21 protein-coding genes are annotated in these 24,042 nt (G+C 59.3%); 8 read left to right on the forward strand and 13 right to left on the reverse strand.

Annotation, left to right across the window (positions count from 1 at the left end):
- Positions 1-7: 7 nt before the first annotated feature.
- Positions 8-961 (reverse strand): exostosin domain-containing protein, encoded by a 954-nt coding sequence (locus ACUNV4_RS20835; protein WP_430880543.1) that lies wholly within the window; start codon positions 959-961, stop codon positions 8-10.
- A gap of 326 nt (positions 962-1,287) precedes the next feature.
- Between ACUNV4_RS20835 and ACUNV4_RS20840 the strand changes: the two genes are divergently transcribed.
- The 4 genes from ACUNV4_RS20840 to ACUNV4_RS20855 all read left to right on the forward strand — a co-directional run bounded on the left by ACUNV4_RS20840 (position 1,288) and on the right by ACUNV4_RS20855 (position 6,446).
- Positions 1,288-3,768 carry a DUF5060 domain-containing protein gene (locus ACUNV4_RS20840; RefSeq protein WP_430880544.1) on the forward strand — a complete coding sequence of 827 codons (2,481 nt, stop codon included), beginning with the start codon at positions 1,288-1,290 and terminating at the stop codon, positions 3,766-3,768.
- A gap of 252 nt (positions 3,769-4,020) precedes the next feature.
- Positions 4,021-5,310: a Kelch repeat-containing protein gene (locus ACUNV4_RS20845; protein ID WP_430880545.1), complete on the forward strand. Its 1,290-nt coding sequence runs from the start codon at positions 4,021-4,023 to the stop codon at positions 5,308-5,310.
- A gap of 73 nt (positions 5,311-5,383) precedes the next feature.
- Positions 5,384-5,836: an RbsD/FucU family protein gene (locus ACUNV4_RS20850; protein WP_430880546.1), complete on the forward strand. Its 453-nt coding sequence runs from the start codon at positions 5,384-5,386 to the stop codon at positions 5,834-5,836.
- Positions 5,837-5,843: 7 nt separating this feature from the next.
- Positions 5,844-6,446 carry a thymidine kinase gene (locus ACUNV4_RS20855; protein ID WP_430880547.1) on the forward strand — a complete coding sequence of 201 codons (603 nt, stop codon included), beginning with the start codon at positions 5,844-5,846 and terminating at the stop codon, positions 6,444-6,446.
- On the opposite strand, the gene ACUNV4_RS20860 is transcribed toward ACUNV4_RS20855, so the two are convergent.
- Together ACUNV4_RS20860 and ACUNV4_RS20865 are read right to left on the reverse strand one after the other, a co-directional pair.
- On the reverse strand, positions 6,439-7,692 hold the full coding sequence (locus tag ACUNV4_RS20860; protein WP_430880548.1) for a DUF2325 domain-containing protein: 1,254 nt from the start codon (positions 7,690-7,692) through the stop codon (positions 6,439-6,441). The two genes, ACUNV4_RS20855 and ACUNV4_RS20860, sit on opposite strands and share 8 nt — an antisense overlap.
- A gap of 54 nt (positions 7,693-7,746) precedes the next feature.
- The gene (locus ACUNV4_RS20865) at positions 7,747-8,796 is read right to left on the reverse strand and encodes a hypothetical protein (protein WP_430880549.1); all 1,050 of its coding nucleotides are present in this window, start codon (positions 8,794-8,796) and stop codon (positions 7,747-7,749) included.
- A 317-nt stretch (positions 8,797-9,113) separates the two neighbouring features.
- On the opposite strand from ACUNV4_RS20865, the gene ACUNV4_RS20870 reads away from it, so the two are divergent.
- The gene (locus ACUNV4_RS20870) at positions 9,114-9,827 is read left to right on the forward strand and encodes a GNAT family N-acetyltransferase (protein ID WP_430880550.1); all 714 of its coding nucleotides are present in this window, start codon (positions 9,114-9,116) and stop codon (positions 9,825-9,827) included.
- Between the two features lie 81 nt (positions 9,828-9,908).
- Here the strand turns inward: ACUNV4_RS20870 and ACUNV4_RS20875 are convergent, their stop codons facing one another.
- From ACUNV4_RS20875 to ACUNV4_RS20895, 5 genes are all read right to left on the reverse strand, one after another.
- Positions 9,909-10,349 (reverse strand): DUF1801 domain-containing protein, encoded by a 441-nt coding sequence (locus ACUNV4_RS20875; RefSeq protein WP_430880551.1) that lies wholly within the window; start codon positions 10,347-10,349, stop codon positions 9,909-9,911.
- 117 nt (positions 10,350-10,466) lie between these two features.
- A complete protein-coding gene (locus ACUNV4_RS20880; protein WP_430880552.1) occupies positions 10,467-11,192 on the reverse strand; it encodes a cytidylate kinase-like family protein in 726 nt (241 codons plus the stop codon).
- A gap of 179 nt (positions 11,193-11,371) precedes the next feature.
- Positions 11,372-12,808, reverse strand: a complete 1,437-nt coding sequence (locus ACUNV4_RS20885) for a dihydrolipoamide acetyltransferase family protein (protein ID WP_430880553.1) — start codon at positions 12,806-12,808, stop codon at positions 11,372-11,374.
- A complete protein-coding gene (locus ACUNV4_RS20890; RefSeq protein WP_430880554.1) occupies positions 12,805-13,836 on the reverse strand; it encodes an alpha-ketoacid dehydrogenase subunit beta in 1,032 nt (343 codons plus the stop codon). The genes ACUNV4_RS20885 and ACUNV4_RS20890 overlap by 4 nt, the downstream gene beginning before the upstream one ends.
- Positions 13,836-15,116 carry a thiamine pyrophosphate-dependent enzyme gene (locus tag ACUNV4_RS20895; protein WP_430880555.1) on the reverse strand — a complete coding sequence of 427 codons (1,281 nt, stop codon included), beginning with the start codon at positions 15,114-15,116 and terminating at the stop codon, positions 13,836-13,838. Before ACUNV4_RS20895 ends, ACUNV4_RS20890 begins: the two co-directional genes overlap by 1 nt.
- Positions 15,117-15,504: 388 nt before the next feature.
- Here ACUNV4_RS20895 and ACUNV4_RS20900 point away from each other — a divergent pair, with 388 nt between their 5' ends.
- Positions 15,505-15,978 carry a Crp/Fnr family transcriptional regulator gene (locus tag ACUNV4_RS20900; protein ID WP_430880556.1) on the forward strand — a complete coding sequence of 158 codons (474 nt, stop codon included), beginning with the start codon at positions 15,505-15,507 and terminating at the stop codon, positions 15,976-15,978.
- Positions 15,979-16,011: 33 nt separating this feature from the next.
- Positions 16,012-16,341, forward strand: coding sequence for a DMT family transporter (locus tag ACUNV4_RS20905; protein WP_430880557.1), 330 nt, complete (start codon positions 16,012-16,014; stop codon positions 16,339-16,341).
- On the opposite strand, the gene ACUNV4_RS20910 is transcribed toward ACUNV4_RS20905, so the two are convergent.
- From ACUNV4_RS20910 to ACUNV4_RS20930, 5 genes are all read right to left on the reverse strand, one after another.
- A complete protein-coding gene (locus tag ACUNV4_RS20910; RefSeq protein ID WP_430880558.1) occupies positions 16,335-17,816 on the reverse strand; it encodes a cobyric acid synthase in 1,482 nt (493 codons plus the stop codon). The two genes, ACUNV4_RS20905 and ACUNV4_RS20910, sit on opposite strands and share 7 nt — an antisense overlap.
- Positions 17,817-17,828: 12 nt before the next feature.
- A complete protein-coding gene (locus ACUNV4_RS20915) occupies positions 17,829-18,734 on the reverse strand; it encodes a sugar kinase (protein WP_430880559.1) in 906 nt (301 codons plus the stop codon).
- 332 nt (positions 18,735-19,066) lie between these two features.
- Entirely contained in the window at positions 19,067-20,176 is a 1,110-nt protein-coding gene (locus ACUNV4_RS20920) for an ABC transporter substrate-binding protein (protein ID WP_430880560.1), read from the reverse strand.
- A 128-nt stretch (positions 20,177-20,304) separates the two neighbouring features.
- Entirely contained in the window at positions 20,305-21,372 is a 1,068-nt protein-coding gene (locus tag ACUNV4_RS20925; protein ID WP_430880561.1) for an ABC transporter permease, read from the reverse strand.
- Positions 21,369-22,892: a sugar ABC transporter ATP-binding protein gene (locus ACUNV4_RS20930; RefSeq protein ID WP_430880562.1), complete on the reverse strand. Its 1,524-nt coding sequence runs from the start codon at positions 22,890-22,892 to the stop codon at positions 21,369-21,371. The genes ACUNV4_RS20925 and ACUNV4_RS20930 overlap by 4 nt, the downstream gene beginning before the upstream one ends.
- A 110-nt stretch (positions 22,893-23,002) precedes the next feature.
- Between ACUNV4_RS20930 and ACUNV4_RS20935 the strand changes: the two genes are divergently transcribed.
- A complete protein-coding gene (locus ACUNV4_RS20935; protein ID WP_430880563.1) occupies positions 23,003-24,034 on the forward strand; it encodes a LacI family DNA-binding transcriptional regulator in 1,032 nt (343 codons plus the stop codon).
- The last annotated feature ends 8 nt before the right edge of the window (positions 24,035-24,042 follow it).

Raw genomic sequence — 24,042 nt, forward strand, 5'->3', positions numbered from 1 at the left:
GCCTGTCCTACTGATTGCCCAGCAGACGCTGTGCGGCCGTTCGCTTCAGGAGTTCACCACCAGCCAGCCATTTGTTCAACTGTGTCCCTGGTCGACGGTGTCTGCTGCCATGACCCGAATCGATCAGTGAAGCCAGAGAGTTGCCAACGGTATTGAACAGGGTGTCGGGTGCATAGTTGTCGAGCCAGGCTTGTCTGGCCTCTTGTCCACGATTGTCCGCTTCGCCCTCCATGGCCGATAACAGACCCGGAATCGAGCGGATGCGACGCTCTTCGACCTGAATGGCGAAGCTCCAGTCGGTTTCGGGCGGTGGGGCCCATTGGTCCGAGATGATCACCGGGACGCGTCCCGCTTCCAGCGTCTCGTATAGCCTGATCGACGAGGTGCCGATGCCGCGCGGACAGAGCACGAAGCGACTGGCAGCGAGCGTGCTGGCATATTCTCTGCCCCGCACTTGCATCTCGGCGGGTTCGCTATCCCAGACGTTGAAGTCCGAGGTGTCTCTGAGCAGGGCATCGCGGTGTTGCAGTTGCATGATGGTGCGTCTGCAGCCATGGCTCATCGATCCCATGAACGAGAACAGATAGCGTGTTTCCCTGTCGCTGGAGTAGATATTGCTGACATAGGGGTTGGGTGAATACAGATACGCAAACGGTCGGTGCCGAGTCGGATCGTGATGTCGTCTGGTGAGACAGCAGTAGAGTCCGGGCAGCACGTCCCATGGGCGATCCATCTCGTTGTACATGTAGACCTTGTCGGGGTAATCGGCCACCAGGACGTGTTGCAACAGCTGACGGAAAAGCAGGTCGTCGAAGTGGGTGTTTTCGACAAACAGAATGGCATCAGCCTCTGCAGGGTCTGCACAGAGCTCGTGTTCACCGACTCGGTCGAGAAGAGCAACGCCAGTCAGGGCATCGAGACCGGTATGCGTGTCATAGGCTGAGGTGAGGTGGAGTTTCATGGTAGGTACACGCGGATGCCTGCGTCCCTCGGTGTGGCAGTCGGAGTGCCAGTGGCGGTTACTTGTTTATCGACGGTACGCCTCGGATGTTTATCGAAATGGCAGCCGATCGGCAAAATGTATCTACCGAGGTCGGTAGTCGGTGCATTCTGTGATGTCCATCTGACTCTGTTGCGCCATGGCCGGACATCACGTCGCCGCGATTGGGGGGCATGTCTCAATTCCGGCATGTGAAGGCCATTGTCGCCCCTGGCCGGGCCTGATGTGGCTGTCACTGCGTACATAATCCGGACTGGATACTCTCTTTCATCTGATCCGGGTCGCCCATGTCTTCTTTCCGTTTTTCTGTTGTCGTGACACTGGCCCTGCTTGCCGGCATGCCGATCAGCTCGACGCTGGCCGCCACCGTCACGGGGTCGTTGTACAAATGGCACCCCATCGAGATCGACTTCAACGGGCCGCTTGCCGATGAAAACGACACGGCGCCCAACCCGTTTCTCGATTACCGGTTGAGCGTGGATCTGACCAGCCCGGCGGGTGTTGTCACACGAATACCGGGGTTCTTTGCCGGTGATGGCGAAGGGCATGGGCGAGGCAATGTCTGGCGTGCCAGGTTTTCTGCCGATGAAACAGGCATCTGGAGCTATCAGGCCAGTTTGCAGCGGGGCAGCGAGCTGGCCGTGAACCTGAACATGGACGACGGAGACGCGGTACAGCTGGAAGGTGCCGGCGGCGAATTCCTGATTGCTCCGGCACCCTTCGATGCCCCCGGTTTTCTCGGGCAGGGGCGCCTGGAGTACGTCGGGAATCATTACCTGAAGTTCCGTGATGGTTCCTACTGGATCAAGGGAGGCACGGACAGCCCGGAGAATCTGCTGGGTTTCGGCGGTATTGACGGTACCTTCGATCACGGTGGTCAGGCGGACAGTTTCGTGCATGACTACGCGGCACACCGTGGCGATTTTCGTGAGGGTGATCCCCTGTTCACCCACTCCCTGACCGGTGCTGATAGTCGCGGCCTGATAGGCGCCCTCAATTACCTGGGGGAACAGGGAGTCAACTCCGTCTATTTTCTGCCCATGAACCTGGGAGGGGATGGACAGGAGACCTATCCCTTTGTCGGTGCGTCCAACAATGCGCATGACAAGACGCACTACGACATCAGCAAACTGCATCAGTGGAACCGCGTATTCGCCCACGCCCAGCAGCAGGGAATCGCCTTGAATATCGTTCTGAGCGAGACCGAAGACGCCAATGAGCGCTGGCTGGACAATGGCCAGTTGGGTGTGGAACGCAAGTTGTTCTTCAGAGAACTGGTGGCTCGCTTTGCCTATGTGCTGGCAGCCAAGTGGAATCTGGGCGAGGAGAACGACTTCCCTCGAGTCGAGCTGGACAAGCATGCCGACTTTCTGCAGGCAATCGACTGGAGTGACAAGCCGATTGCCGTGCATACCCACATCAATCAGTTCTACCGCTATGGAGAGATCGTTGGCGATGCCCGCTACAGCGCCAGCTCCATCCAGTACGACGAACAGTTCGCTGGTCAATTCGTCGAACAGTGGCGCAGCAATTCTGCCAATGCAGGCCGCCCCTGGGTGCTGGACATGGACGAGAATACCAATGGACTGAACGCCGAGTCGACGGAGGAGCGACGCAAGCAGATTCTCTATGACGTGCTCTTCAGTGGTGGCAATATCGAGTGGTATTTCGGCTACGAACCACTACCGGTGGGTGGTGATATCGATGCCGGTGACTTCCGTCAGCGCGAAGGCATGTGGCAGCAGATGCGACTGGCGCGCGAGATGATGCAGCGCGAGCTGCCTTTCTGGCTCATGGAGCCCGCGGACTGGCGAATCAGTGGCGAGAGTGATGCCTTCGGTGGCGCCGAGGTGTTTGCGCTGCCGGGTCAGGTCTATGCCGTCTATCTGCCCGCCGCCAACGGTTCGGAATCGCTCAACACTGGCAGGGTGGCGGGACGCTTCGGGCAGCGATGGTTCGATCCGCGTACCGGACAGATGATCCAGGGAGCTGAGAATCTGCTGGCCAGTGACAGCCTGCCTCTGGGTGCGCCACCTTATGCCGCGGGGGACGACTGGGTCGTGCTGATCACTCGCCTGGATCAGGTGCAGGGTTCAGTCGACGAAGTCGGTGCCGGCAATGTCGCGCCGCGATTCGACACGATCCCCGGGCCGGAGCTGAGTGTGGGCGAGAACTTCACGCTGGTGCTGAACGCCAGTGATACCGACGGTACCTATCCCAGTGTGACGGTCGGTTCCATTCCTGCGGGCATGCGGATCCGGGGTCTGGGTAACGGGCAGTTGGAGCTGACCTGGCAAGTGCCTGACACGGCAGCGGCAGAGTCTGTTGTCGAGCTCGTTGCAATCGATGCGCTGGATGCAACGCTGCGCACGACTCAGACCATGACCATCTCGGTGCGTGGCCGTGATGGTGGGGGAGAACCTGTGAATGGACAGATTCCCGTCGCTGATGATATTCCGGCTGATCGGCCGGGCAACGAAGGCCATGCTCCTGTCTTCCGACCCATTGCCGTGCAGCAGGCACGGGCGGGTGATCGGGTGGCATTGCCTATCGCCGCGAATGATGCTGACGGAGTACCTCCCGGTCTGATCCTGCTGGACCCGCCAGCCGGCACCAGTCTGGATGACAATGGTGATGGCACACGCACCTTCAGATGGCAGGTACCTGTCGATGCCAGGGGGTCGTACAGCTTTACCTTCATGGCGCGTGATCACGATGTGCCCGATCTGACTGCCACGCTGAGAGTCGACTTCCAGATACTTCGGTGAAGCCATGAAGCCATGAAGCCATGAAGCCATGAAGCCATGAAGCTTTAAGGCGGAAAGGCGGATTGGCGGATTGGCGGATTGGCGGATTGGCGGATTGGCGGATTGGCGGATTGGCAGATTGGCAGATTGGCAGATTGGCAGATTGGCGGTGCATGGGGCGAATATCAATCACGCCAACGGGTTCACAGTCGGCTTCACCGTGATGCTCCGGGTTTCACACTGCCAATGGATGACGGCTGCCGATAATGGGGCATGAAGATCACGATATCAGTGCTGGCAGCTGTGCTGCTGAGTCAGGTGTGTTCATCGGCCGGAGCCGAAGAGCCGAGTGCAGAGCCACAATGGCAAACCTTGCAGAGCAGTGACGGTTCCACGCTGACGGCCCGACACGAGGCAGCGGGTGTGGTTGTCGGAGAGGCAATCTACCTGATTGGTGGACGACGCAATCGTCCGGTCGAGCGGTATTCGATGAGCAGCGGTCAGTGGGAAAATCTTGGCCTTGCACCACTGGAAATGCATCATGTGCAGCCTGTGGTGCTGGGCACCGATATCCTGTTGATGGGCGCATTCACCTGTTGCTACCCGGAAGAGCCGACGGTCGCCGAGATACATGTCTTCGACACGCTGACCGATACCTGGCGAGTGCAGGGAAGTCTGCCAGCCGACAGGCTTCGTGGCAGTGCGGCAGCCGTGGTTCATCAGGGGCGTGTCTATCTGCTTGGTGGCAACACACGCGGCCATTCCGGAGGCGCGGTTGCCTGGTTCGATGAATATGACCCGGTGACCGGAATCTGGCGACAACTACCGGATGCGCCCAATGCCAGAGATCACTTTTCAGCCGTGATGATCGGTAACGAACTGGTTGCGGCTGCCGGGCGACAGACCGCGCTGCCGAATCCGGCAGACAATCCGGTAAAGGCCGTGGACATCTATGATTTCGATACCGGTCTCTGGCGCAGCGTCTCCGCCATCCCGACAGTCAGGAGCGGGGCCGTGGCCGTGGCACACGGTAGTGACGTCATCGTCGCTGGTGGTGAGATCAATACGTCGGATGTGGCACTGAATGTCGTGGAAGCCTATGACGTGGGCGCCGATCAATGGCGCAGTCTGAGCCCGATGATCACGGGGCGTCATGGCAGTGGCGGCGGTGTGATCGGCAATCAACTGTTCATGCTCTCCGGCGCCGTCCGCATCGGCGGCTCTCGAGAGGCGTCAGATGCAGAAACGTTGTCATTGCCCGACATCGCTACAGAGATCGAGCCACAGGAGCCGGATACCGGCGAGCCCGATCCTTTCGAGCCGGTTGCTCCGGAGCACCCTGACAACGGAGACGGAGACGGAGACGGAGACGGAGACGGAGACGGCGATGGCGATGGCGATGGCGATGGCGATGGCGGGCTGACATCTGCCTCCGGCAGTCGGGGAGGCGCGAGCGGGCCGTTACTGCTGCTGACACTGTTGCTGCTCGCCAACAGGCGATCCCGCCAGATGCGATCATGGACGCAATCACGGATGCCATCGCGGATGCCATCCCGGATGTGACAGCCTGCTTGCACTGCGCAATCGCTCCGTTTAGGGTGGCTGCTTCCCTTGAACCAGTGAGCCATCCACCGCCGTGTTGAAATCCATCCATCCTTTGTTGAATGCCGACGTCCTGCATGCCCTGGCCGCCATGGGGCATGGCGATACCCTGGTTCTGTGCGATGCCAACTTTCCGGCCGAGAGCGTTGCTCGTCAGACGACGCTGGGCAAACTGCTGCGAATCGATGGCGCCTCCACGCCGGACGTGGCCGAAGCCGTGCTGTCGCTCATGCCACTCGACACCTTTGTCGACGATGCCGCGAAATGCATGGCGGTTGTCGGTTCACCTGATGAACGTCCTGCCGTACAACAGGAGGTGCAGGCGATCATCGATGCCAGTGAAAGCGAATCGTTCCCGCTGGTGCCGGTGGAGCGCTTTGCCTTCTATGAACAGGCGAAACAGGCCTATGCCGTCATTGCCAGCGGAGAGCCACGCTTCTTCGGTTGCTTCATCCTGACCAAAGGCGTCATTGCGCCCAGGGACTGATTGCACCATGGCTCAGCTCTATTTCTACTATTCGGCGATGAATGCCGGCAAGTCCACTTCGTTGCTGCAATCGGCACACAATTACCGGGAACAGGGCATGCAGGTGAGTCTGTATACCGCTGCCATTGACGACCGCTATGGGCGCGGCTTCATCCGTTCACGTATCGGTCTGCAGGAGAACGCCTTGCTGTTCGATGCGGATACCGGCTTTCTGAGCGCCATCCGTGAGCAGCATCAGGCCGGATCGCTGTCCTGTGTGTTGATAGACGAGGCGCAGTTTCTATCCCGTTCCCAGGTGGATGAACTGGCCAGAGTGGTGGATGATCTGGATATTCCGGTTCTGTGCTTCGGCATACGTACCGACTTTCAGGGAGAGATGTTCCCGGGCTCGTCGCGATTGCTGGCGATCGCCGACAAGCTGCAGGAGCTGAAGACCGTTTGTACCTGCGGTAGAAAGGCGACGATGACCGTCAGACTTGATGCGTCAGGGCAAGCGGTGGCCGCCGGAGCGCAGGTCGAGATCGGCGGCAACGATCGGTATGTGTCCAAGTGTCGTCGGCACTATCGGCAGTTGATGGATGCCGCAGCCAATCCCGTATCGATCAGCTGAGCGTCTCGTAGAGACTGCGAGTGAAGGCGGACAAGCTGGATCGCTGCATGAAGATCATCGGCTTGTCCTGCTTGGCACACAGCGTCCGTGCCTTTTGCATGGCGCTGTGACTGATGCAGTCCGTGGGGCACATGACGACATCCGCCTGACTGACAAGCTCGGAAATGCGATGAGGGCAGGTTTCCCGTCCTCCGTCATGGTGCAGGAAGCGTCCCTCGCATGATTCGACCAGGGCCTGGAAGTGTCGGCGTTGCTGCGCCTTGCCACCGAGATACAGGACACATTGGCCGCACAGTTTCAGATCGCGGGCGGCCGGGCAGTCGGCAGGCGGCACGGTGTCGATGTCCGGGGGCAGTGTCTGGCCCAGACGTGCTTCCAGCAATTGCTCCAGACGTTGTACATCCAGTTGCAGATGATGCCTGTCGGCTCGTTCTGCGATGAGCAGGTCTTGCAGTACTTCCACTTTTTCCTGCAGCTGAGTGGTCTGCAACTGCGTAGCGGCTTCTCTGGCGCGATTGCTCGCATGCGTGGTCTCATCCGATGGTGCTGTGGACTGCGGCAATTGCAGTTGTGCCTGCAGCTTGCGGTTCTCGATCTGCAGGGCATCCGTCTGACGAGTCTGATCATGCAGGGCCTGGCTGGTCTGTTCATGGCGCAGGCGCAATGACTGCAGGTCCTTGTTGAGCGATGCCAGTTGTCGCTCCTGTTCCTGCAAACGTCCACGATCCACACAGGTGCTGGCACCGGACAGATGCGACATCATGTGAACCTGACCGAAGACTTCCAGAATGATGGCCCGGGTCGCCAGCGGATGGGTGATCAAGGCCCACAGGCTGGCCGGTACCTGACCGGATGTCCAGCCGCTTTCCCACAGCGACGTCAGCGCAGCTTCATCTCTGGCTGCGCGGAACTGTTTCACCGTCACGGTGAATTTCCGCTCCAGCAGCTTCTGCAGACGTTGCGACAGAGGATGTTTGCCGTTTTCGGCGTTCTCCACCGCCAACTGGTGAATCTCGTAATCCGTGGCATCCTTGACAGGCAGGCCCGCCTTGCCCGCCTGCTGCCTGACTTCGGCGAGCGTCAGACAGGTCCCCACCACCATGCAGTGCCAGCAACTCTGCAGCTCCCAGAGTCTGTATCGCGTACTACGCACCTGGGTCTGCAGGAAATCCGGCCGCGGCTGCTGAGTCAGGGGAAAGACCGGCGCTTGCGGTACAGTCGACTGAGACGTCAGCAAGTGTTTCATGGCATTGTCCGGCGGTGGTTGGGCTGAGTCTGTCGTGCGTTCCGGTACTCGAGATCAGTGAATCATCGGCGTTTCGTTGAAATGTTCACAGTCCCGATGCAGCGATTCCCGGGCTCGCAGCTCGCGGATATCCCATTGACGATTTGGCAGGGCTGTACCGATCTGGCTCAGTATTGCCTGAAACTCGGTGCTGCGTGTCATCAGACGATCGACCGAGTCCGATGGCAACCATTCACTGAGCTGGCGCTGTGCCCGTTGCGTATCGCCGGTAGAGAAATCGGCCAGTGTTCCCAGGAACATCGCTTCGAAGGCGGATATGTCGGGGCAACACAGACACTGGATGGCCGGAGGCTGGGCGCTGTAACGGATGGATTCCACCAGCACGGCATCCACCACGCTCTGCAGTTCCGGCAAGGCCACATGATGGCAGAGCAGTGGAACCACCTGAGCGCCAAGACCGACATAGGACAGCGTTCTCTTGCGCAGTCTGAGTGCATTGAGCAGCACGGCTTCGCCCAGCGACAGATCACTGGTGAGGGTGACCGAGCGGCTCTCCAGCGGACCATTGTGTTCCGGCATGCCGCGCCAGCTGGGTGTGAATACATGTTCTCCACCCCGGCGAAAACACTCGGCACTGCACAGCGCGGTTGCGGCCTTGCTGAAGGGTTCGATCGAGGGTGCAGCGAGACAGTGTCGGGCCAGGTTGCGGGCTTCTTCGGCTTGTCCAGCGTGGATCTTGCACAACAGGCAGAGCACCAGATTTTCGTTGTCCGACAGCCATTGCGACGCCGTGCCGTCTGGCTGCTCGGGCCGACCGGGTGAATTCAGCAGTATCTCTGCCAGCAGGTTGACGGCTTCGATGGTGTGCTGGCGTTCTGCACCGGCATCGATGATCCTGCCTAGCGTGTCGAGTACATAGCGAGCGGCGATGGAAGCCTTGGGAGTACGCCCGCGGGCGCGGGGTACTGCCAGCAGCAGTCTGGCTGGCAGGGGCAGGTCCTGAAACCGTGTGCGGGTGGTAAATGCCGACTGAATCGAACCCGACTGGGCAAGTTCGCGAGGCTCTCTTTTCAAGGCTTCAGTGGAGATGATGACTGGATTCATGCGTACGCCTCTGTAAAAATGGTACTAACAATAATCATTCTCATTAACATTCTAGAATAATTCATGCTGTCTGTCAGCTTCATTCTCCATGCCTGAAACAGGCGGGCAATCTGTGCCTCGATGGGCGGAACAAGCATCGCCCGCAAGGGCGCTGGCTCATGGACAGTCTTCGCTTCGGTGTGACGGGGACGTTCGCGGGGAGTACATTCGGGTTTTGCTGATGCCTGTCGAAGAGAGGCGGCAGGGAGTATCGTGTTGGGCATCGCAGCGGGGCAGTGTCTGTCTTGCGTCTGTCCACTGTACAAGGTGAGCCTGAAATGTCTGAACGTGTGAATGAATTGCAGCAACCCATCGGCGAGGAAGTCGTGGGGTGGCAGTCGCTGGAGATGCCTGCCCGTACGCCGCTGCAGGGGCGCTACTGTCGAGTCGAACCGCTGGACATCCTGACGCATGTCGATGAGCTGTACGAGGCCTTTGCTGCTGACAGGGAAGGTCGACTCTGGACGTACATGCCCATGGGACCCTTTGCGTCCGCCGGTGAACTCAAGGACTGGATGGACGGTGCCTGTACCGGAGAGGATCCCCTGTTCTACGTCATCATCGAGGCAGACAGCGACAAGGCTGTCGGTTTTGCCAGTCATATGCGGATCAAGCCCGATATCGGGGTCATGGAGGTGGGTTACATCGCCTACTCTCCACAGTTGCAAGGAACCCGGACTGCCACGGAGGCGATGTATCTGCTGATGTGTCGTGCGTTCGATGAACTGGGATATCGACGCTATGAATGGAAATGCGATGCGCTCAATGCCGCTTCACGATCGGCGGCCCTGCGTCTGGGTTTTACCTACGAAGGTACTTTCAAACAGGCAACGATCTACAAGGGGCGAAATCGGGATACAGCCTGGTTCTCCATGCTGGATCGGGACTGGCCGAGCAAGAGGAAGGCCTTCGAGTGCTGGTTGGCCGAGGGTAATCATGATGAGCAGGGCAGGCAGAAACACCCCCTGCAGCACTTTGCGGATCTGGCCTGACTGGACCCGATCCGGCCTTGCTGATTCGACTTGAGCGGACGGTCTGCTTCAGCGGGTATACATGGGGTTTGCCGCTGCCGACTATCGTGCCCAGGTCTGATAGTGCTTCTGCAGGTAATCAACGCCGTAGCGCACGATTTCCTCGAGAACACCGATGTCGATATCGTCCAGCTTGTTGACATACAGACAGCTCTTGCCGATCCTGTGTTTGCCGAGTCGCTGCAGATAATCGTCCAGCTCATGATAGCCGGGCATGATGTAAATGCTCAGGCTGGCCTTGCGGGGTGAAAAACCGGTCATCATGCTGTCGCCACTACGGCCGCTGTCATAGACATAGTGGTATCGCCCATAGCCGACGATGCTGGTACCCCACATGACCGGTGGGAAGCCGGTAACCTGTTCGAACCAGGCAAGCAGATGGTCGGCATCCTTTCGGCGCACCGGATGCTCGACCCTGGAGATGAATTCGACAGCCGGCAGGGGTGTCGGTATTGTCTTGTTATTACTCGATTTCGAGCTCATGTCCGGTGCTGTGCCTGATCCTGTTGCGGGGGAAGTGATACGTTCTGTCCGACTCGATCAATATGATCGAGTCGAGGCAGTTGGCAGATGTGTCTTCTCAGGCTTGCAATACTTCCTTCAAGCAGGCATTGCCTGTCGCTCGCCCAGTTGCTCGAGAATCAGTGTCAGCTGCATTCGGGCAATGGTGTCGATCGATACCCTGTCGGTATTGCAGACCAGGTCGTAGTGTTCGGGATCGGCACTGTCGATCTGGTAGTGCGTCTTCCACAACTGCCGTCGATCGCGGTCTCGCTGCTGAATCTCACGCAGCGTGTGAGCTTCATCGAGCTGCAGCACCGGTGTCATGCGCGCGACCCGTGCAGACAGTGGCGCCACGAGCCTCAGGTGATTTCCACCGGCAAGCCCGAGTGTGGACATGGCGCCACCGTGGCCTAGAATGATGACCTTGCCCAGAGAGGCGACGGTGCGAAGAAAACGGGACAGCCGCGCATAGGCCGCGTTCTGCATTCCCTGGTCACCAAAGATGCCCATTACCAGTTCTGCAATCTGCGAATGGTATTTTTCATCGAGCAAGTCGTTCATGGAGGTTGCAAGATGCTCTCGTGTGAGCACTTGCTGACACATGCTCTTGTCGAAGATCCGCCAGCCCTTGAGCGCCGGATTGTCGGAGTCACAGTGGTCGATGTGTTCCAACAGCTTCTTCGCCAGAATATTGCCACCTGCCCCTGACTGGCTGGTGATGGTGACAAAGGGCAGGGTTCCCGGTGGCAGGCGTTTTCGCTGGCCGACGAGCCGGGATTTCGTGTCAGAGATGAATTGTTCAACTCTTGCGTTGCTATCCATTGTTCTTCGCTCCCTTGGTTGCTGAAGTGGACTACACACAATTCGAGACGATGAATCGGTCCCCGAGTTCCGGAGAGGGCCTCTGATTGTTACCTTGCAGTACTGCCAATGCCTCCGCATTGATATCCGTCAAGCTCCTGCGGGATGTGTCGCCTCTGTGTGCCATGATGCAAGGAGGTTCAATCCCGTATGAAAAGTGTTGCCGGGCGTTCCAGAAAGGCGCGAATGCACTGAATGAACTGCGCCGCCATATACCCGTCGATGATGCGGTGGTCAAACGAGGAACTGAGGTTCATCATCTGGCGATTGACCACCTGCTCATGCCGAATGACGGCTCGAGGAACGATGCGGTTCACTCCCACAATGGCCACCTCCGGCTGATTGATGATGGGAGTACTGGCAATTCCCCCCAGAGCCCCCAGGCTGGTGATGGTGATCGTGCTGCCACCGAGTTCTTCCCGGGCGATGCGTCCCTGGCGAACCGCTGCCGCGAGCCGGCCGATTTCCGCGGACAAGGCCCGGATACCCAGGCGCTCTGCATGGCGCAGGACCGGCACCAACAGTCCCTGATCGGTCCGGGTGGCAATACCGATGTGCCGGGCAGCATGCCGATGCAGTGTGTCTGTCTCTTCATCGTAGAGCGCGTTGATGTCCGGGAACTGCTCCAGGCTTCGAAGCGTTGCCAGCACGATGAAGGACAGAGGTGACAGATTTGTATTATTATCTGGGTTTGTGGCGTTTCCCGTACGTTGGCTTGCCTGAGTCGTGCCCGTGTTCAGCTCGTGACGCAATGACTCCAGCTCGGTCATGTCGATTTCTTCGATATAGCTGAAGTGTGGAATCCGGCGACTGGCCTGTTCCATTCTGCGCGCCATGGTACGTCGCACGCCGGTCAGGACGATACTGTCGATCCTGTCCGCACTGTCCGCACTGTCCGCACTGTCCGCACTTCCCGCACTTCCCGCACTTCCCGCACTTCCCGCACTTCCCGCACTTCCCGCACTTCCCGCAGCGTTCGAACCGCCCGAGAAGGTCTCGCGATCGGTCCTGGCGGCTGTCGGTGAGATCGCTGCCGATTCATCGAACAGGTAGTTGTCGAGATCGGCATGCGTGATACGGCCATCGGTACCCGAGCCTCTGACCTTGCGCAGATCAACTTCTCGTGTTCGTGCTCGCTGACGAACAGCCGGAGCCGCCAGCACGCGAACCGACTCTGAGACATTGTCCGAGGCATTACCTGCAGCTGGCTTGGTAGCAGGCTTGACGATGTCGGGCTGCCTGACGGATTCTTCTGCAGCAGGTATCTCTTGCGTTTTTGCATCACCGGCAACTTTTTCACTGGCTGTCGTTCGGTTGTCGGTGGACGCTGATTTGCCGTCGGTGTCAATGCGGGCCAGTTCGGCTCCGACCGCCAGCACATCGCCGGCCTGGCCGCTCAGCGAGATGACGATGCCTGCGGCCGGCGAGGGAATTTCCACGGCTGCCTTGTCGGTCATGACCGCACCGAGGGTCTGGTCTTCTTCGATGGTGTCACCGACGCCAATCTGCCATTCGACGATTTCCGCCTCCGTCACACCCTCGCCTATATCGGGCAATCGAATGATGAGCGTGCTCATGACACTGCCTCGCCAAGACCGTCGAGTGCCCGTCGGATGCCCGCTTTCAGGCGCTTGGGGCCCGGAAAGTAATGCCACTCCTGGGCGTGAGGATAGGGTGTATCCCAGCCGGTCACACGTTGCACCGGAGCTTCCAGCGAATGAAAGCACTCGGCCTGAACCAGGGCTGCCAGTTCGGCGCCGAAGCCGGAGGTGAAGGTCGCCTCGTGTGCTATCACACAGCGACCGGTCTTTTGCACCGAGTTCCGGATTGCCGCAAGATCCAGTGGCAACAAGGTGCGAAGGTCCAGCACATCGGCGCGGATGCCCAGCTCGGCGACGGCCGCCAGAGCGACATGTACCAGTGTGCCATAGGCGAGAATCGTCACCTCGTCACCTTCGCTGAGCCGGGCCGCCTTGCCCAGTGGAACGAGATGACGGCCCTCGGGTACTTCGCCCAGTGGGTGGTTTTTCCAGGATGACAATGGCCGGTTGTGATACCCGTCGAAGGGCCCGTTGTACAGGCGTTTCGGCTCGAAGAAAATAACCGGGTCAGGGTCTTCGATAGCAGCGGTCAGCAGGCCTTTTGCATCCCCGGGATTGGATGGCATGACGACCTTGAGCCCTGCCACATGGGTAAACAGAGCCTCTGGTGACTGACTGTGGGTCTGTCCGCCATGTATGCCACCACCACAGGGCATGCGGATGACCAGTGGCGCGGTGAAGTCGCCGGCGGAACGATGCCGCAGACGGGCCGCTTCGGAGACGATCTGATCGTAGCCGGGGTACACGTAATCGGCAAACTGGATTTCGGCGATGGGACGCAGACCATAGGCCGCCATGCCGATGGCCACGCCGATGATGCCGCTTTCATTGATGGGCGTATCGAATACCCGGGATTTACCGTACTTTGCCTGCAGGCCCTGCGTGCATCGGAACACACCGCCGAAGTAACCGACGTCTTCGCCGAACACGACAACCCGCTCATCAGCGTCCATCGCGACATCGATGGCATCGCGGATGGCCTCGACCATGCTCATTCTTGCCATCAGCCACCTCCCAGCAAGGCGCGCTGCCGTTTCAGGTGTTCGGGCATCTCGGCATAGACCCCCTCGAACATGTCACTGACGCGTGGCATCGGTCCACTGTCCAGAGTGCCAAAGGTTTCTGCCTCCCTGGCGGCCTCGCGGATTTCCTGCTCGAGTGCCGTTTGCGTTTGCTGGTGCTGTTCCTCGCTCCAGTGGCCGCCGGCTATCAGGTAGTTCTTCAAGCGCTCGATGGGATGGCCCAGAGGCCAGGCTTCATTCTCCTCGCTGGGTCGGTACTGGCTGGGATCGTCCGAGGTCGAGTGGGGGCCGACCCGATAGGTCAACCACTCGATAAGGGTCGGACCCAGATTGGCTCGCGCGCGACGTTCCGCCCAGCGCGAGGCGGCCTGTACGGCCAGGAAATCATTGCCGTCCACGCGCAGCGAGGGAATGCCGTAGCCATGTGCGCGTTCGGCATAGGTGGCCGACTCACCACCGGAAACACCCTGAAAGCTGGAGATGGCCCATTGATTGTTGACCACATTGAGTATGACCGGTGGCCGATAGACCGAGGCAAATACCAGTGCGCTGTGAAAATCCGACTCGGCGGTCGAGCCTTCGCCTATCCAGGCCGATGCGATGCGATCGTTGCCCTGAATGGCTGATGCCATGGCCCAGCCAACCGCCTGCACGAACTGAGTCCCCAGATTGCCCGACAGAGAAAAGAAACCGTATTCCCGCGATGAATACAACACCGGTAGCTGCCTGCCGTGCAGGGCGTCTCTGGAATTGGAATACACCTGACAGATCAGGTCCAGTATCGGAAAGTCCTGCGCGATCAGCAGACCCTGTTGGCGATACGTCGGAAAGCACATGTCTCCCGGTTCCAGAATCAGTCTCTGACCCACGGCAATGGCCTCTTCACCCTTGCATTGAATGTAGAAGGAGCACTTGCCCTGCCGTTGTGCCAACAGCATGCGATCATCAAAGGCGCGCACCTTCATCATCGCTCTCAGCCCCTTCAGGCAACTGGCGGTGTCGCTGTCCCCACGCCATGGCCCGACAGCACGATGCTGCTCATCGAGCACGCGGATGACGGTGCGAGCCAGGTCATGAATATCACCGGCAGCGGCATCTTCGGCGGGGCGGTGTGCGTCGCCGGCCGGCGGAATGTGAACATGGGAGAAGTCGGGTTTGCCGCCGGGTCGCACGAGCGGTTCCGGCACGTGCAATTCCAGCCTCGACTGCGGAGCAAGGTGACGTTGGGAGGGTGCGGTGTCGTTAACATGATCACTGTTCATGCCGGCACCCCTGACTGCAGTGACAGTGGCAGACTGCACAACACTTGACGACCTCCTTCACGGCTACTGCCGTGCTGGTTGACCTTCAGTACCCTGAAGATACTCAAATACGGCCTGTCACGTCAAAGATTGTCTGTATGCTGCAGCACGGAATCCGCAAGAAAGACAGCGATTCGGTCACAGTTTCCCGATAGCGGGCAAGCTGTCTGCATGGTGATGAAACCAGCTGTTTCCGGAGTTCATGGGGCTTGCAGCTGTTCATTACCGTTTACAGGGTGAAGTGGCCTGTCAAGCGGGTGTGCAATAATGGAGCGGACGGATATTCGGGAAACGACGGTACGAGAGCAGAAGACAACTGATACAACCATCGCATTCGAGGTAAATGGATATGACTGGACAATCGATTGAAGGCTATCTGGCGACTCATGACTTTTTCGAGGGGCTGGATGAGCGGAGCAAGAAATTTCTGGCAGATTCCGCGGTAGTGCGTGAGCTGAGTGCAGGGGATATCCTGTTCAGTCAGGCAGAGAGCGCAGACAAGTTCTATCTGTTGCGCAGTGGTGAAGTCAGTGTTCAGGTCCCTGCCTTGATGGGGCCGGCTCTGCAGATACAGAAACTGAAGGAAGGTCAGATTCTTGGCTGGTCCTGGATGATTCCACCGTATCGCTGGAATTTTCAGGCATTGGCACTGGAGGACGCGACCGTGCTGGAATTCGATGGCAGCATCATTCTGGCACGCTGTGAGCAGGAACCGACTTTCGGATATCAGTTACTCAAACGGTTTGCGGCACTCATGTCGGAACGACTGGATGCGGCACGCCAGAAAATGATGGATCAATGGGATCCACCCGGATTTGCCTGATACCGGAACGGGAATTGTCGGCTGATTGAACTCATGAACTGGATATTTCTCTCGGCGGCGATTTGCGCTGAAGTCATCGGTACGTCTGCACTGAAGGCATCGGATGGCTTCACCAGGCCAATACCTGCCATCATCTGTGCGGTGGCGTTCGGCATCGCTTTCTACTTTCTGTCTCTGACTCTGAAAGTGATGCCGATCGGTATCGTCTACGCCATCTGGTCCGGTGCCGGTATCGTGCTCATCTCGCTCATGGGGTACTTCATCTTCGGGCAGACACTGGATCTGCCAGCCATGGTGGGTGTGGGGCTGATCATTCTGGGTGTTGTCGTGATCAATACCCTGTCCGGTTCAACGACTCACTGAGTGGGTCCGGCATCTGCCAGCAAGGCATCGACATCCAGAGCCGCTTCCAGTCCGTCAGCCAGCTTGTCCAGTTCCAGTTCCACGGTTGCCTCGTAGTTCAAGGAGCCCGCTGAACCGGGCTTCAGGCCATTGAGCCACCAGGCCCGGTAATCATCGTTGCCGAATATGCCGTGCAGATAGGTGCCCTCGATCTGACCGTCCTGGCTGACGGCGCCATCAGGATGATCGGCAAGGACGGTCATGGGCGAACGCGTATCCGGCCCCGTGCTGGTACCCACGTGTATCTCATAGCCACTCAGCCGGCAGCGGCTTCGAGGGCAATGACCGTCGACCTTGCGAGTCTGCTTTGCGGGATGCATATGGGTCACGATATCCAGCAGGCCCAATGCTTCGGCACTACCGGGAGGGCCATCGATACCCTGTGGATCGTGAATCGCCTTGCCCAGCAGCTGATAACCGCCGCAGAGGCCACTCACTCGGCCGCCTGCGCGGGCAAAGGCGACGATGTCGTGATCCCAGCCCTGTGCGCGCAGGAAGGCGAGGTCGCCAATGGCGGATTTGGTGCCAGGCAGGATGATGGCATCGATGTCGCGCGGCAGGGGGTTGCCGGGAGGCACGAAGCCCAGTTCCACACCGGGCTCCAGGCGCAGGGGATCCATGTCATCGAAATTGGCGATGCGGGACAGCATCGGTACGGCGATCCGAACCCTGGCACCGGCCTTGTCGGCGCGGTGTCTGCCCTGCTCGAGAATCACGGCATCCTCCTGTGGCAGTTTCAAGGCACTGGGCAGCCAGGGGACGACGCCTCGACAGGGCCACTGTGTCCGCTGTTCGATGGCAACAACACCATCATCGAACAGTCTCGGATCACCGCGGAACCGGTTGATGATGAAGCTGCGGATGAGAGCGGCATCCTCCTTGCTGATGACTGCCCTGGTACCGACGATGGATGCAATGACACCGCCGCGATCGATATCACCGATCAGGCAGACAGGCACGTTCAAGCGCTGTGCAAAGCCCATGTTGGCAATATCGCGTTCCCGCAGATTGATCTCGGCGGCGCTGCCAGCACCTTCCACCAGTATGAGGTCGTATTGTTCACCGAGCCGCGCGTGACTTTCCGTCACGGCCTGCATCAGATGCTGCCGACGTTCGTTCATGTAATGGCTGGCAGATAGCGTGTCGAGCACCTTGCCGTGCACCACGACTTGCGCCGTGCTGTCGCTCTGCGGTTTCAGCAGAACCGGATTGAAATCGACCTGCGGCTCCAGATGACAGGCCCGCGCCTGCAACGCCTGTGCCCGGCCGATCTCGCCACCGTCGAGACAGGCAGCAGCGTTGTTCGACATGTTCTGCGGCTTGAAGGGTGCGACACGTATGCCCCGGCGAACAGCCAGCCGGCACAGGCCGGCCACCAGTGTGGACTTGCCGACATCCGAGCCGGTGCCCTGGAACATCAATGAACGAGCGGACATCGGCAGGCAGGGTCAGCCCTGCGAGATATCGACAATGGCACCGCGGTGCTGCACCACCAGGCTGGCGCAGTCGTGACCGGCCCTGGCAGCCTGTTGCGGGGTGGCGCCATCGAGCAGGCGAGCAAGATAGGCGCCGTTGAAGCTGTCACCGGCGGCCGTGCTGTCTACCACCTGGTCTACCGGCGTGCAGGCCGGAGAACTCGCCGGATCACCCAGATCCAGCGGACCACTGGCGCCGCGCTTCAGAGCGCCGAGTGTCAGGCCGTATTGCTGCAGCCGTTGCAGGGCGGCATCTTCGTTCTCGTCGTTGAACAGATCCATTTCATCATCGATCGATGGCAGGGCGATATCGCATTGACGCCAGGCTTCTGCAATGTATTGCTGGGCTTCTGCCTGAGAGGCCCACAATCTGGGGCGGTAGTTGGAATCGAAGGCGACCCGTTTACCGGGCATGGACCGAAACTCCATCAACAGAGACAGGAAGCGATCCCGGGCCTCTGCCGGCAATATGGCCAGCGAAATGGCGGAATAATAAAGCACATCGAAGTGGCGCAGATCGTCAAGAGTGGGGCCGATCTCCGGACTGAACAGCAGTCGTGCGGCGGCCTGGTCGCGCCAGTAGGTGAAACTGCGTTCGCCGTTTTCATCGGTCTTGATGGCATAGAGTCCCGGCACCCGATCTGGTGTGCGGGCGATGCCGCTGACATCGATCTGCTCGGCAGCAATGCGCTCGACAACCTGATCGGAAAAGCTGTCGGTGCCCAGCACGGTCAGGTAGGACACCTCGTGGCTGGCTACCGTGCGTTTCAGATAGACCGCCGTGTTGAACGTATCCCCGGCAACACCCACCAGTGCTTCCCTGCTGTCACCCATCAGTGACAGTTCGATCATGACTTCTCCGATGCATGCGATCTTCATGAGCGCTTCTCCTCGCAAGCGGCAATGGCCATTGCAAGAGAGTCACTTGGCTTGACAAGGAGGAACAGGGCGTGATGTCTGCAGTGTGTGGATGCCATGGTTTACCTGATCTGATAACGGGTGGACAGGAATATTCCATGGAGGAGTATGCCCTGTAATGATCGGAATCAGAATCATTATAAGACGACAGGGCATCTGGTATGTCAGTAGATTTTCCAAGGCGCTCAGTCGATCATGTGGCCCGGCTCATGATGCTCTGCCCCCGATCTGTCCCGATCGGCGGCAGTACACCATCGAATCCGTCTTGTCTCGTTACTGGCAGAGACCGGAGATCATTCACCTTTCCAGATCTTCAGATAGGCCGCCTGATAACCATTGTCCGGATCGAAGCGGTTATCCGGGCCACCGTCGAACTCGATATTGTCGGTGGTCACGACATGCAGCGGGGAGACATAGCCTGACCAGGGTTCGCCGGCAAGCGCACGATTCATCTCGTCAACCAGTTGCCAGCCTTGCAGGTTCAGAGGCTCCGCCACGGTGACTTGCTGGTACTGCTTGCTGCGGATTCTCTGGTAGGCCGATTCCGAACCATCACCCGCCGACACATTGACCGGGGCGCCATCGCCCTTGATGCCGGCAGCCGTCAGAGAAGGTCCCATGAAATCGAAATAAAGGTCGTTGATGGCCAGGGAATGGGTCCACTTGGCACCGTATCGCTGCAACAGTGACGTGGTCAGTTGCGGCATGCGCTGCGAGGTTTCGGCAATCGGTGTGTCGACATACTCCAGAACCGTGCCGCCCAGCTCTTCGATGACCGCTTTCATCCTGTCCGCCTTGTCGATGGCAATCTGGTAGGTGGAGTCGGTGAAGATGATGACACCCGGCTCGCCATCGGCATCGGCGAAAGCCCATTTGGCAGCAGCTTCGGAGACCAGCATGGGGTCTGTGGTGACATTGGCGAAGATGCCGACATCATCCATCGGACCGATGGCAGCGCCGGCATGCCAGGAAACGAGCGGGATGCCTGCATCGGCGGCGGCCTGCATGCCCTGAGCCTGCTCTTTCGAATCGAAGCCGTTGATGATGATGCCATCGGGCTTCAGTGCCAGCGCCTGTCCCATGGCCGAGGTTCTGCCGGAGATGGTGCCGCCACCGTCCAGTACCCGTACGTTCCAGCCGATCTGCCCGGCGGCCTCTTCCATGCCGGCTGTGGCGCCCAGTATGCCACCGTTCTTCAGGTCACCTGCCAGCACCACGATGGTCTTGTCAGCCAAGGCCAGGGGGCCGCTGGTCGGACCGTCCCAGGTGTCGACCCTGGCGGCGTAACGATTGACGAATTCCATGGCGTCGTCCATGGCGTCAGCCTGAACCGATGCACTGAGCAGTGTGCAGGCGACGGCACTGCCTGTCAGCGTGGTCTTCAACAGGGTCATTCTCTTCATTTCTCTTCCTCGTGGTGATACCGCACGGATGTGGTGATGCGGTGGTTGTCCTGGTGATGCAGTTGAAAAACGATGGTCGCGGTGGCAGTGGATACAAGTCCGGTCTTGCGTGACAGAGATGCGCGGGTTCAGGCCGGTGGTGTACCACCAGGTGGAGCGGGCGTCGTGTTGCGAACCGGCTTGACGACACCACCGCGTTTTCTCTGTGCGTAGCCGGCTATGCCGATGGCCACCAGCAAGGTCACACCATTGAACAGGGGTTCCACCCAGAACGAACCGCCGAACTGCTGGATTCCGGAGATGCCGACGGCGAGAATGATCACACCGATGAGCGTTCCCCAGACGTTGACGCGACCCGGCTTGATGGTGGTCGATCCCAGAAAGGCACCCACCAGAGCAGGCAGCAGATATTCCAGGCCGACGCTGGCCTGTCCGATGCGCAGTTTGCTCGCCAGCAGAATGCCGGCCAGAGCCGTCAGAGTGCCCGATGCGATGAAGGCTCCCATGACATAGCGGGGGACGGGAATGCCGTTGAGTGCCGCCGCCGTCGGGTTGGCACCGATGGCATACATGTAGCGACCGATGGGCAGGTATTCCAGGATCAGCCACAGCGCGATGGCAATGGCCAGAACATAGAAGCCGGTGATGGGCAGGCCAAAGACGAACGTGGCATTCAGCGCATAGAAACCATCGGGCAGCATGGCAACGATCTGGCGTCCGCCGGAATGCCACAGTGCCAGAGCATAGAGTACGGTGCCGGTGCCCAGGGTTGCAATGAAACTGTCGATGCGAGCCACTTCGACCAGCAGACCATTGAGCAGTCCGGACAGGGCGCCCAGAGCCAGTACGATCAGGCAGGCAACCGGCCAGGGGAGACCGAGCGTCTGCAGGCTGATGGCAAGGATATGCCACAACACGATGCCGTAGCCGACCGTCAGGTCTATCTTGCCGGTGACCATGGGGATGGTGGCCGCCAGTGACAGAATTGCAATAATGGCCTTGTCGGAGACAATCGATCGCAGATTCAGCAGGGTCGGAAAGGTGTCAGGCAACAGGATGGTGAACAGCAGAATCAACAGGATCGTCAGTATCACCAGTCCGTAGACCGGAGCGAGTCGCGTCAATCTGCCGCCCAGCGACAAGTCCTTGATCTCGTCTCTGGTGGGTTCGAGTGCGGATGCCTTGATGGAATTCATGCCTGTGCCTGATAATCGCTGGCCGAAGCTGCCTGAACCAGTGCTTCGGTGGTCAACTGGATGCCTTGCAACTCCTGGATGCACAGGCCGCGGTTGAAGATGATGGCGCGATTGCAGAGTGTTGCCACCTCCTCGAAATCGGTGGAAATGACAATGACGGGTACGCCGCTCACCACCATTTCATTGAGCAGGGTGTAGATTTCCGCCTTGGCTCCCACGTCCACGCCGGCGGTGGGGTCCTCTGCTATCAGTACCTTGTTGTTGGTCGTCAACCAGCGACCGACGATGACCTTCTGCTGATTACCACCCGACAGTGCATCGATCGGCAGGTCGGGGTTGTTCGGACGCAGCCCGACGTCTACACCGGCCTCGATGGCCTTGTGACGCTCTCGGCTTCGAGTCATGAACGAGAGCAGCCCACGCCCCAGCGCACCCGGATTCAGATAGAGGTTCTCGCGAACGCTCATGCCAGTGGCGACCGACTCCACTACCCGATCGCGTGGGATCAGACCGATCCCCCGGCGCATGGCATCCTGCGGGGACTGCGGCTTGAACACCGAGCCTTCCAGCGTGATCTCCCCCTCGAAGGTGGCCGTGCCGAAGAGGCAGCGGCCGATATCTTCCTGGCCCGCACCACGCAAGCCGACGAGTCCGAGCACTTCGCCATTGTTCACGTCCAGGGAGATCGGACCGGTGTGCTCGGTGCACAGATTGCGGATGCTCAGCAAGGGCGTCCTGTCAGTGGGGGCGAGTTTGTCGAAGGTCTTGGGTTTGCTGCCAACGATCAGGTCTACCAGTTCCTCGGGAGAGGTATGAGCGACCGAGCGCACACCCACGGTTTCGCCGTCACGCAGTACCACGACCCGATCGGACAGCTGGAAGACTTCGTCGAGGCGATGTGACACGTAGATCATGCCGACGCCGTCGTCGCGCAGATTCTGCAGGACCGAGAACAGTTTTTCGACATCATCGGCGGGCAGGCTGGCGGTAGGTTCGTCCAGCACCAGAAAATCACAGTCCACGGCCAGTGCACGGGCGATGGCCACCAGTGATTTTTCCGCCCTGGTCAGGCGACTGACCCGCATGCTGGGGCTGAAATCGCAGCCGACTCGCTGCAGGGCTGTTGTCGTGTGTCGTTCGCAGGCCCGCCAGTCGATGAGCCCACCTCGACGCTGGAAGCCCTGAGCCAGCGCCATGTTCTCGGCGATGCTCATCCATTCGATCAGGCCCAGATCCTGATGGATGAAGGCGACTGCCTGCCGTACCTGGGTGCTGCCGGGTGTGTGCCGATAAGGAGTGCGATCGATGACTACCGAGCCACTGTCCGGAGTGTGGATGCCGCCGAGTATCTTGATGAGTGTGGACTTGCCTGCTCCATTTTCGCCCAGCAGAGCCACGATTTCACCGCGACCGACGTTCATGGTGACATTGTTCAATGCCAGCGTACCGCCGAAGCTCTTGGTAATCTGGTGAAAGAACAGCCCGTTGGGCAGGGCGGGTGGCTGTACCTCTGCTTCCATCTTGCCTCTGCCTGTCTGAAGGTGGAAAGAACCGTGGTGATGACAACCTTCACGGGTTGCGTTATCGGTAACGTTACACGCAGAATAGAACCTCAGGATGAACCGTGTCAATGGCGAAAAGCAGCTCAGGGTCGAAAAGGAAGGTTGTCTCGCTCACCGAAATCGCGCTGGAGGCCGAGGTGTCCCGCATGACAGCCTCGCGCGTGTTGCGCGGTGCTGACGGGTACTCGGAAGCTACCCGCGACAAGGTGCTGGCTGTTGCACAGCGGCTGGGCTATGTGCCCAACCGCATAGCCGCCGCACTCGGTTCCGATACCGCTACCAGCCTGGTGGCCATTGCCTTGCCAACCATCGGCCGGGAACTCTACAACCAGATCCTCGAAGGCTTGGAGAGCAAATTGACGTCCATGGGGTATCAACCCATTGTGGGGGTGGTGGGTTATGACGATGACGTGGAATACCAGTGGTTGAATTCGGCGCTGGCCTGGCGACCCTGTGCGCTGGTGGTGGCCGGCAGAACACGCAGCAACCGCAATCGCACTCTGTTGCAGAGCCTGAGCATTCCCGTGGTGGAGCTCTGGAATCTGGGGCGTGAGGATACGGTCCAGCAGCGTTCGGACCCGTTGCGTGTCGGGCTGGACCATCGTGCCGTGGGCTTGCAGATGGGGCAGTATCTGCGTAGTCGCTATCGGGGCAAGGCAGGCTACGTCGGGGTCAAGGTGGGTGACCATGCTCTGGGTGTCGACAGACTGGAAGGCTTCGAGGAGGGCTACGGTCAGAGCTTGCAGCGACTGCTGCTCAAGGATCGCTCATCGTTCTATGCCGGGTATTACGGAACCGAGCAGCTGCTGTCCGCCGAGCCGAACCTGCGGGTGCTCTACTATCTGGATGACAACATGGCGGTTGGCGGCCTGATGTTCTGTCAACAGAAGGGCATCAAGATACCGGGCGATGTCGCCATTGCCGGATTCGGCGGGCTGGATGTCGGTTCGATTCTACCGGCGACGTTGACGACCACGAACGTCAGGCGACTGAGGGTGGGAAAACTTGCTGCACAGAATCTCATCAAGCGTGTGAACAATGAACCGGTCGTGGTGGTGGAGGATGTCGGTTTCGAACTGCTCAAGGGGGAAACGTCCTGAGCCATTGC

This window comes from Granulosicoccus sp. 3-233 (genome assembly GCF_052681095.1).

What these genes read in the sequence shown, in the direction of transcription:
- ACUNV4_RS20835 (WP_430880543.1), bottom strand. Translation starts at nt 961, where the DNA reads ATGAAACTCCACCTCACCTCAGCCTATGACACGCATACCGGTCTCGAT.
- ACUNV4_RS20840 (WP_430880544.1), top strand. Translation starts at nt 1,288, where the DNA reads ATGTCTTCTTTCCGTTTTTCTGTTGTCGTGACACTGGCCCTGCTTGCC.
- ACUNV4_RS20845 (WP_430880545.1), top strand. Translation starts at nt 4,021, where the DNA reads ATGAAGATCACGATATCAGTGCTGGCAGCTGTGCTGCTGAGTCAGGTG.
- ACUNV4_RS20855 (WP_430880547.1), top strand. Translation starts at nt 5,844, where the DNA reads ATGGCTCAGCTCTATTTCTACTATTCGGCGATGAATGCCGGCAAGTCC.
- ACUNV4_RS20860 (WP_430880548.1), bottom strand. Translation starts at nt 7,692, where the DNA reads ATGAAACACTTGCTGACGTCTCAGTCGACTGTACCGCAAGCGCCGGTC.
- ACUNV4_RS20865 (WP_430880549.1), bottom strand. Translation starts at nt 8,796, where the DNA reads ATGAATCCAGTCATCATCTCCACTGAAGCCTTGAAAAGAGAGCCTCGC.
- ACUNV4_RS20870 (WP_430880550.1), top strand. Translation starts at nt 9,114, where the DNA reads ATGTCTGAACGTGTGAATGAATTGCAGCAACCCATCGGCGAGGAAGTC.
- ACUNV4_RS20875 (WP_430880551.1), bottom strand. Translation starts at nt 10,349, where the DNA reads ATGAGCTCGAAATCGAGTAATAACAAGACAATACCGACACCCCTGCCG.
- ACUNV4_RS20880 (WP_430880552.1), bottom strand. Translation starts at nt 11,192, where the DNA reads ATGGATAGCAACGCAAGAGTTGAACAATTCATCTCTGACACGAAATCC.
- ACUNV4_RS20885 (WP_430880553.1), bottom strand. Translation starts at nt 12,808, where the DNA reads ATGAGCACGCTCATCATTCGATTGCCCGATATAGGCGAGGGTGTGACG.
- ACUNV4_RS20890 (WP_430880554.1), bottom strand. Translation starts at nt 13,836, where the DNA reads ATGGCAAGAATGAGCATGGTCGAGGCCATCCGCGATGCCATCGATGTC.
- ACUNV4_RS20895 (WP_430880555.1), bottom strand. Translation starts at nt 15,116, where the DNA reads ATGAACAGTGATCATGTTAACGACACCGCACCCTCCCAACGTCACCTT.
- ACUNV4_RS20900 (WP_430880556.1), top strand. Translation starts at nt 15,505, where the DNA reads ATGACTGGACAATCGATTGAAGGCTATCTGGCGACTCATGACTTTTTC.
- ACUNV4_RS20905 (WP_430880557.1), top strand. Translation starts at nt 16,012, where the DNA reads ATGAACTGGATATTTCTCTCGGCGGCGATTTGCGCTGAAGTCATCGGT.
- ACUNV4_RS20910 (WP_430880558.1), bottom strand. Translation starts at nt 17,816, where the DNA reads ATGTCCGCTCGTTCATTGATGTTCCAGGGCACCGGCTCGGATGTCGGC.
- ACUNV4_RS20915 (WP_430880559.1), bottom strand. Translation starts at nt 18,734, where the DNA reads ATGAAGATCGCATGCATCGGAGAAGTCATGATCGAACTGTCACTGATG.
- ACUNV4_RS20920 (WP_430880560.1), bottom strand. Translation starts at nt 20,176, where the DNA reads ATGAAGAGAATGACCCTGTTGAAGACCACGCTGACAGGCAGTGCCGTC.
- ACUNV4_RS20925 (WP_430880561.1), bottom strand. Translation starts at nt 21,372, where the DNA reads ATGAATTCCATCAAGGCATCCGCACTCGAACCCACCAGAGACGAGATC.
- ACUNV4_RS20930 (WP_430880562.1), bottom strand. Translation starts at nt 22,892, where the DNA reads ATGGAAGCAGAGGTACAGCCACCCGCCCTGCCCAACGGGCTGTTCTTT.
- ACUNV4_RS20935 (WP_430880563.1), top strand. Translation starts at nt 23,003, where the DNA reads ATGGCGAAAAGCAGCTCAGGGTCGAAAAGGAAGGTTGTCTCGCTCACC.